The sequence below is a fragment of the Mycobacterium sp. genome, from assembly GCF_036488105.1.
Lineage (GTDB): Bacteria > Actinomycetota > Actinomycetes > Mycobacteriales > Mycobacteriaceae > Mycobacterium.
Genome location: NZ_DASXHW010000467.1, coordinates 1 through 8,033, shown reverse-complemented (window position 1 = coordinate 8,033; position 8,033 = coordinate 1). Strand labels below are relative to the sequence as shown.

At 65.9% G+C, this 8,033-nt stretch carries 11 protein-coding genes; 7 read left to right on the top strand and 4 right to left on the bottom strand.

Going from position 1 to position 8,033, the window contains the following annotated elements; translation table 11 throughout:
• Positions 1 to 275 (top strand): hypothetical protein (locus VGH54_RS24610; RefSeq protein WP_414688790.1); only part of this gene is annotated, 275 nt, incomplete at its 5' end.
• A gap of 84 nt (positions 276 to 359) precedes the next feature.
• Here VGH54_RS24610 and VGH54_RS24605 read toward each other — a convergent pair.
• The 3 genes from VGH54_RS24605 to VGH54_RS24595 are packed head-to-tail and all read right to left on the bottom strand — an operon-like array spanning position 360 to position 2,283.
• On the bottom strand, positions 360 to 1,463 hold the full coding sequence (locus tag VGH54_RS24605) for an LLM class flavin-dependent oxidoreductase (protein ID WP_331514746.1): 1,104 nt from the start codon (positions 1,461 to 1,463) through the stop codon (positions 360 to 362).
• A 57-nt stretch (positions 1,464 to 1,520) separates the two neighbouring features.
• Positions 1,521 to 1,895 carry a DUF732 domain-containing protein gene (locus VGH54_RS24600; protein ID WP_331514745.1) on the bottom strand — a complete coding sequence of 125 codons (375 nt, stop codon included), beginning with the start codon at positions 1,893 to 1,895 and terminating at the stop codon, positions 1,521 to 1,523.
• A 22-nt stretch (positions 1,896 to 1,917) separates the two neighbouring features.
• Positions 1,918 to 2,283 (bottom strand): DUF732 domain-containing protein, encoded by a 366-nt coding sequence (locus VGH54_RS24595; protein WP_331514744.1) that lies wholly within the window; start codon positions 2,281 to 2,283, stop codon positions 1,918 to 1,920.
• Positions 2,284 to 2,367: 84 nt separating this feature from the next.
• On the opposite strand from VGH54_RS24595, the gene VGH54_RS24590 reads away from it, so the two are divergent.
• From VGH54_RS24590 to VGH54_RS24575, 4 genes are all read left to right on the top strand, one after another.
• A complete protein-coding gene (locus tag VGH54_RS24590) occupies positions 2,368 to 2,853 on the top strand; it encodes a polyketide cyclase (RefSeq protein WP_331514743.1) in 486 nt (161 codons plus the stop codon).
• A gap of 63 nt (positions 2,854 to 2,916) precedes the next feature.
• On the top strand, positions 2,917 to 3,630 hold the full coding sequence (locus tag VGH54_RS24585) for a Clp protease N-terminal domain-containing protein (RefSeq protein WP_331514742.1): 714 nt from the start codon (positions 2,917 to 2,919) through the stop codon (positions 3,628 to 3,630).
• Positions 3,631 to 3,698: 68 nt separating this feature from the next.
• On the top strand, positions 3,699 to 4,205 hold the full coding sequence (locus tag VGH54_RS24580) for a hypothetical protein (RefSeq protein WP_331514741.1): 507 nt from the start codon (positions 3,699 to 3,701) through the stop codon (positions 4,203 to 4,205).
• 5 nt (positions 4,206 to 4,210) lie between these two features.
• Positions 4,211 to 4,738: a GNAT family N-acetyltransferase gene (locus VGH54_RS24575; protein WP_331514740.1), complete on the top strand. Its 528-nt coding sequence runs from the start codon at positions 4,211 to 4,213 to the stop codon at positions 4,736 to 4,738.
• On the opposite strand, the gene zapE is transcribed toward VGH54_RS24575, so the two are convergent.
• On the bottom strand, positions 4,735 to 5,760 hold the full coding sequence (gene zapE / locus VGH54_RS24570) for a cell division protein ZapE (RefSeq protein ID WP_331514739.1): 1,026 nt from the start codon (positions 5,758 to 5,760) through the stop codon (positions 4,735 to 4,737). The two genes, VGH54_RS24575 and zapE, sit on opposite strands and share 4 nt — an antisense overlap.
• Before the next feature lie 34 nt (positions 5,761 to 5,794).
• Between zapE and VGH54_RS24565 the strand changes: the two genes are divergently transcribed.
• Together VGH54_RS24565 and VGH54_RS24560 are read left to right on the top strand one after the other, a co-directional pair.
• Complete coding sequence (locus tag VGH54_RS24565; protein ID WP_331514738.1) at positions 5,795 to 6,568, top strand: pyrimidine reductase family protein; 774 nt, start codon at positions 5,795 to 5,797, stop codon at positions 6,566 to 6,568.
• 11 nt (positions 6,569 to 6,579) lie between these two features.
• A partial coding sequence (locus VGH54_RS24560) for an alpha/beta hydrolase (RefSeq protein ID WP_331514737.1) occupies positions 6,580 to 8,033 on the top strand: 1,454 nt, incomplete at its 3' end.

Sequence of the window (8,033 nt, the reverse complement as noted above, 5' to 3'; positions counted from 1 at the left end):
TGACCGTCGCGACGTCGCCAGTCAGCTCGGCGCGGTGCGACCTCACGCAATTGCACTGCGCCGAGCACTGTGACCCCAACTGGGCGCGCAACGTCTGGACCGGTGAGTGCCATCCGCAACCCGCGATGCCGGACTGGTACGTCGTCCGGCCGGCTTACGCACCGCCGTACGCACCGGTAGACGTCCCGCCGCCGCCTCCCCCTCCGCCGTGGGCACAGCAACTCCAGCCCAGATGGGACGAAGGTTCCCAACAGTGGGTCTGGGTCAGGATCTAGCCACCCGACATCTCAAGGTCAACGCCCGTCAAGACATCAGAATTGTTGTCCGACAGAGCTATTCGATTGCCTGAACAGAGCCCATCACAATTTGCGGACGCCGCGCAAGATTTTGGCAAATGGGTTCCCGGCGGCGAGGCCGCGGCGAAGGCTCGGTTGCAAGGTGCTCAAGTTCAGCAGGACCGGATAGGTCAGTCCGTGATCGCGCCAGTCCGCAAGCTGATCGACAATCTCGTCGTGCGTGCCTTGCAGGCATGCGTCTTTGAGCAGCGACAGCGGCACGTTGGAGGTGTACTTCAATACACTCTCCTCGTCGAAGACCTGCGGGATGATGTCCTGGGAGCCGGTGAAGTCGTCGCCGAGCGGATGTGAAACGCCGTGGCGTTTCCACAATTCCGCGGGCGCGTTCAATGCAAACGTTTTCATTGCGGTCGACTCCAGCGCGTCGTCGATCTCTTGCCGATTGCGGCCCGTCACGGTGAAGAACAGGATCGCGCCAGTAATGCCAAGGGGATTTCGTCCTGCGTCCGACGCCGCTGCGTGAACCGCCTCAAATCCGCGGGCGTAGTCAGCGGGTGAAAACACGGCTGCGGGGAACCACGCGTCGGCGTATCGGCCGGTGGCACGCAACATTCTGGGCCCGTGCGAGGCGATCCAAATCTCCGGCCATCTACCGCGATACGGCCACAAATCGAAGACCGCATTATGCAACGGGAAGAACGGGGAGTCGCGAGTGACGAGCTCTCCGCCGGAGTTCCACAGCGCACGGATGGTCGCCAGGGCCTCCTCGAACCGTGCCACCGGTTTGGACCAGTCCACGCCGTAAGGTTCGTTGCCTTCACGTTCGCCAGTGCCGATGCCCAGGATCGCTCGTCCGCGCGTGAGCAGGTGCAGGGTCGCGGCCGCTTGGGCGGTGACCGCGGGATTGCGCCGACCGGTATCGGTCACACCAATTCCAAGTCGCATCCGCCCCAATCGATTTCGGGCAGCCAGATGCCCCAGCACCGTCCACGGCTCGAGGTTTGCATCGACCTTCGGCGTCAGTCGTGCGGCGCCGATGTATTCCGGCTTGGCCATCGAACGCGGAAACAACGAGTTCAAATGATCGGCCAGCCAGAACGAATCCGCTCGGCTGGCGACCGCCGACAGATAGCTACTTCGCGTCACCGCCATCGGCGAGAAGCGCATGGGCAGCGCCTGCGCCGCCAAACCGACTTTCACAACTGACCCCCGGCAGCCGTCGACCTATTGCTGACCGCCCGATACTCCCACCCCGTTCCCGGGAGGTGACGACGGGCCGCCGTCGCTGTCGGTCGCGCGATGCAGATACTGCGGACAGTAAGCGCTCGTGGCGATCGCAGTGAATTTCGCGGCACTGGTCGTGCTGATTCCCGGATTCTGCTGCGTCACAAGCGCAATGACGTCAAGTTCAGGCTTACCCTGATCCAACAGCCCACACGCGGATCTGCCCGCGCTGACGGCGCTTTTGGAATCGCTGAAAGTGATGCCGGCTTTGGTCAAAGCGTCGACAAAGCTCGCGTCGACATTCGGGTCGGCATGCGCTGGTATCGCGCTGCCCAGTGACGAGGCAATGCCAACCACCACCAGGAGACGGCTCATCGCCCCCATCATGGCTCAGCGTCTAACCGTTGTTGGGGGCGGTGGTCGTCACCCCACCGTTGGTAGCGGCGTGTTGGAGGTATTGCGGGCAGTAAGCGCTCGCCGCGATCGCGGTGAACTGCGCCGCCCTGGTCGTGTCCAAGCCCGGATTCTGCCTCGTCACGAGGTCGACGACATCGAGTTCCGGCCGACCCTGCGCCATCATCCCGCACGCCGCCTTCCCGGCCTTCACGGCACCCGCTTCGCTTTTGATGGTGATGCCCGCCTTGACGAGCGCGTCGAGAAAACTCGCATCAAGACCCGGATCGGCGCGGCCGGGATTCGCGTATGCGGTCAATGCCACGCACAGTGTGGCGGCGGTGACCAGCAACGTCAGCGGACGTCTCATCTGTCCATCGTCGCGCACGCCGACATCTTTGTCCCGGCTACCGAACCGCCACATCGACGCGGTTGTGCTGTCAAGATCTACCGAATGGCCGACAGAATCGAAGTCCAGCGCACGATCTCCGCACCGGCAGCCGATATCTTCGCCGTTCTCTGCGATCCGCAGGGTCACGTCGCCATCGACTCATCCGGGATGTTGCAGGACGCCGACGGCGCGTCCGTTGCCGCCGCCGGCGACAGCTTCGTCGTCCACATGGACCGCGAGTCCCTCAACGACTTTCCGGACCTCGGCAAATACGACGTGACCGTCACCATCCGCGAATTCGAGCAGGATCAGCTGATCGCGTGGACGGTCCTGGGCCAGATCCGACCTCAGCTTGGCCATGTCTACGGCTATCGCCTCGAGCCCGACGAGCAGAACGAGGGCACCATCGTCACGTCGTTCTACGACTGGTCCCAGATCGACGAGAAGTGGCGGGAAGCCGGCATCTTCCCGGTCATCTCCGAAGCTGCACTCCGCGCGTCGCTGGGCATCTTGGATCGCACGGTCCGACGCGGCTACCCGAAGGGCTGACCCCACGCGTCGTGCGTCAACTCGGAGTTGACCAATGTCGCCCGTCAACCTAGAGTTGACGACATGGTTCAATCTCATCCGGTTCGACTCGACGAGCTGATCACCACCATCAAAAAGGTTCACTCCGACGTGCTGGACCAACTCAGCGACGCGGTTCTGGCAGCCGAGCATCTCGGTGAAGTCGCCGACCACCTGATCGGGCATTTCGTCGATCAGGCCCGCCGGTCAGGGGCCTCTTGGACCGATATCGGCAAGAGCATGGGCGTGACCAAGCAGGCCGCGCAGAAGCGCTTTGTGTTGCGCGCCGAGACCACCACGCTCGACCCGAACGGCGGCTTCGAGCGCTTCACTCCCCGGGCCCGCAACGCCGTGGTCGCCGCCCAGAATGCCGCGCACGAGGCCGGCAACAACGAGATCACCCCGGACCACCTGATCCTCGGGGTGTTGAACGACCCCGAAGCACTGGTCACCAAACTGCTGAGAGCCCAACGCGTCGACCCCGAATCGCTGCGGGACTCGATCACACTGCCGTCGGCTGCGGACAAGATGCCGGCGCTGATCCCCTTCAGCGGCACCGCCCGCAAAGCGCTCGAGCTGACCTTTCGCGAAGCACTTCGGTTGGGCCACAACTATATTGGCACCGAGCATATTCTGCTTGCCCTGCTTGAACTCGAAGACGGCAGCGGTTCGCTGCATCAGGCCGGCGTCGACAAGGACCGCGCCGAGACCGATCTGGTCGCCATGCTCACGTCGATGACCGCCGACAAGAAAAGCTGACGGTTGTACAACCCAAACGACATGAGCCCCGCAGTGTGCCATCATGCGATGGTCGTCGAGGAGGAAACATGCGCCGCTATCTGGTTGTCGTGATTACCGTCGTCGCGACCACGCTGATCGCGGTACCCCGCGCGTCGGCCGGCGACGCACCAATCGGCCATCTCGGCGACACGTTGCGGGTCGACACCGGAAAAATGATCGCCGACATCACCGTGAGCAGCGTGCAACCCGTCGACCCGCCGCCGGGGTTCGGCTACAACCGCGTCGGTATCCCGGTCAAGAGTTTCCCGAACAGCGCGGTCATGCGCGCCGACGTGGCGATCCACGCGGTGCGGGTGCCGACCCCGTATCAGATGCTCACCGATTTCACCTTCGACGGGGTCACCCCGTTCGGCGACGCATACAAGTCCCGCGCGTCCGACGCTCCCGATGCGCTGGATGCAGCGTTGGCCAATGCGCCGGCCGGCTCGATCGTTCGCGGCGGTGTGTACTGGGAGGCCTACCGCGACCCGGTCGCCAATGTTGTTCTGCTGGACAAGAAGACGGGTTATCACCTCGCACAGTGGAACCTGTAGTCCGGATGGCCGCAGCGCGCCCCGTCGACGCTGCTGAATTGGCCGCGGTCGCGGCACGCACCTTTCCGCTGGCCTGTCCCCCGTCGGTCGCGCTCGCGGACGTGGCCTCGTTCATCGACGCCAACCTGTCCGATACCCGGTTCGCCGAGTATCTCGCCGACCCGCAGCGGCGCATCTTCACCGCCGGCCTCGAAGGCCGAATCATTGGCTACGCCATGCTGATCAACGGCGTCGGCGACGATCCCGAGGTGCAGCAGGCGGTGGACATTCGGCCGGCCGCCGAGATCTCGAAGATGTACGTGCTGGCGGCACACCACGGAGCGGGCGTGGCGACGGCGTTAATGGACGCCGCGCTCGCGGCCGCCGCGGAATGGGACGCCGGCTGCGTATGGCTCGGTGTCAATCAGAAAAACCAACGCGCTCAACAGTTTTACATAAGATGCGGTTTTAGCGTCAACGGGACGCGGAGCTTCCGGTTGGGCGCTCACACCGAAAGCGACTACGTCATGGTCCGGCCGTTGGACGCGGCCTAAGCGTTGACGGCCCCGCTCAGCGCCAGCAGTCGCGAAGTGGCCCGCAGGTACTTCTTGCGAAAGCCGCCGGCCAGCATCTCGTCGCCGAAGATGCGGTCGAGTCTCTCCCCCGAAGCGAGCACCGGTATGCCGGCGTCGTAAAGCCGATCGGTCAAGGCCACCAGTCGTAGCGCGACGTTCTGATCGTCGACGGTGTGCACACCGGTCACGCCGACCATCTTCACCCCGTCGACCAGCGCCAGGTAGCGCGACGGGTGCATGGTGGCCAGATGGGCGCAGAGCGCGTCGAAGTCGTCCAGCGTCGCGCCCGCTATGGTCGCGGCACGAGCGGCGACCTCGTCGTCAGACGGCGGCTGCGGCGCGGGTGGCAGGTCGCGGTGCCGGTAATCGGGCCCCTCGATGCGCACTACATCGAATATTGCTGCCAGCGTGTTGATTTCGCGCAGGAAGTCGTGGGCGGCGAACCGCCCCTCACCGAGCTGCTCGGGCAGGGTGTTGGAGGTGGCGGCCACCGATACACCGCGCTCGACGAGTTGGCTCAGCAGCCGCGAAATCAGCGTGGTATTGCCCGGATCGTCCAACTCGAACTCGTCGATACACAGCAGCGTGTAATCGGTCAGCAGATCGATGCATTCGACAAAACCGAACACCCCGGCGAGCTGGGTGAGCTCCATGAATGTCGCAAAAGCTCTGGGGTGGGCTGGATCATCGGTCAGCTGACGGTAGGCGGCGGCCAGCAGATGCGTCTTGCCGACGCCGAAACCACCGTCCAGATACAGCCCGACACCCGGCGAGGCTTCTCGTCTGCCGAGAAGTCTCCTGCGGCCGCGACGGTGTTCGACAGCCCGCTCGCAAAACCGTTGGCACGCCGCGACGGCGGCCGATTGAGTCGGCTCGGCCGGGTCAGGGCGATAGCTCGCGAAGCTCGCGTCGGCGAAAGTCGGCGGCGGCGTCAGCTGAGCAATCAGCCGTTCCGGTGAGACGGTGGGCCGTCGCTCGACCAGCCCAGCAACCCCGCGCATGCAGGCACCCTACCGACGTGCTGCAATCATCGGCATGGCTGACGGTGCCGGTGGGTTGCAGTTGCGGCTGCTTGGCTCCACCCGCGACCTCGACGGCGCCGAACTGCCCGATCTCTACGGCTACCCCACCGACCACGACGGCGTGTGGCTGCGCGCGAACTTCATCGCCAGCCTCGACGGTGGCGCGACCTTCGGCGGCAAATCCGGCCAGCTGGGCGGGCCCGGCGACCGGGCGGTGTTCAACGTGCTGCGCGAAGTGGCCGACGTGATCCTGGTCGGCGCGGGCACGGTGCGGGCCGAGGGCTACTCCGGCGCACGACCAACCGTCGCCCAGCGTCAGCACCGGCAGGCTCGCGGGCAAAGCGAAGTCCCGCCCTTGGCGATCGTCACCAGATCCGGGCGCCTGGAACGGGATTTGCCGGTGTTCACCCGCACCGAGGTGCCACCGATGGTGTGCACCTGCACGGCGGCGACCGACCAGACCCGGCGAACGCTGGCCGGCCTGGCTGACGTGATCGACTGTTCGATCAACGACCCGGACCAGGTCGACTCCGCCGCGGTGCTCGCGGTGCTGGCCGAACGCGGCGTTCCGCGGGTGTTGACCGAGGGCGGTCCAATGCTGTTCACCTCATTCGTCGAACACGGCCTGCTGAACGAACTGTGCCTGACGATCGCGCCGACCCTGGTCGGCGGCCAGGCCGGCCGCATCGCCACCGGCCCGGAGCAGGTGCTGACCGGGATGCGGCGGGCCCACGTCCTCACCGACGACGATGGCTACCTGTACACGCGCTACGTGCGAGACGTCTGAGCGAGCAACCAATGGCTACTGTGGTCGGCATGAGCCGGCGCGCCGCATTCACCACGTCGCTGATCGTGGTGACCGCATTGCTGTCCGGCTGCGCACCTGGACTGGCCGCCAACCCGCGTTTTGCCACCAACGCCGGCGCCCGGCCGCAGGGAAAGGCAACGAAGACAACGGCGCCCAATGCCCCGCCGCCGATTGCCAAGCCGAAGAACGAGTTGCCGTGGCACGACTGCACATCGCGCGGTTTCGGCGACGCCGCGGTGCCCGCGCCGGTGGGCGTCAAGCTGGAATGCGCAAGCTACGACGCCGATCTGGACCCGGTCAACGGCGCTGCCGGGACGCTGAGCATCGGCGTGATGCGCGCCCGCTCGGCCCAGACGCCCGACGATGCCGGCCCGCTGGTCTTCACCACCGGTTCGGACCTGCCGTCGTCGCTGCAACTGCCGGTGTGGCTGGCCCGCGCCGGCGCCGACGTGCTGCAAAAACACCCCATCGTGGCCATCGACAGGCGCGGCATGGGCTCATCGAGCCCGGTCGACTGCCTCGACCAGTTCGACCGCCAGGAGATCCACGACCAGGCGCAGTTCCAGTCGGGCAACGATCCCGTCGCCAATCTCGCCAACATCGTGCAAAACGCCACCACCAGCTGCACCGACACCATCGCGCCCGGTGACTCCGCCTACGACAACACCCACGCCGCCACCGACATCGAACGTCTGCGCAGCACCTGGGATGTACCCGCGCTGGCGCTGATCGGCATCGGAAACGGCGCCCAGGTGGCGCTGTCCTACGCCAGCGCGCACCCGGACAAGGTCGCCAGGCTGGTGCTCGACTCGCCGGTGGCGCTCGGCGTGGGCGCCGAAGCCGCGGCCGAGCAGAAGGTCAAGGGTCAGGAGGCGGCGCTGGACGCGTTCGCCGCCCAATGCGCGGCGGTGAGCTGCCCGCTGGGCCCCGACCCGAAAGGCGCCGTCAGCTCGATGCTGGCCGACGCCCGCGCCGGCCACGGTCCGGCGGGTGCGTCGGTGGCCTCCATCGCCAGAGCCATCAACATCGCGCTCGGTTTCCCCACCGGTGACCGGGTCGGCACCACCAACGACCTGGCCGCCGCGCTGAACAGCGCCCGTTCCGGTGACACCAACCTGCTGACCAGCCTGATCAACCGGGCACAGGCCACCACCGGCACCGACGGACAATTCGTCAACTCCTGCAGCGACGCAGTGAACCGGCCCACGCCCGACCGCATCCGCGAGTTGGTGGTGGCGTGGGCCAAGCTCTACCCAGAGTTCGGCACCGTCGGCGCGCTCAACCTGGTCAAGTGCGTCTCGTGGCCGAGCACCCAGCCGCCCCAACCACCGAAGGTCCTCAAGGTCAACGTGCTGCTGATGGGTGTTCAGAGCGACCCGATCGTCGGGGAGGAAGGCGTCTCGGCCACCGCCGCCACCATCATCAACGCGACCGCGGCCAGCAA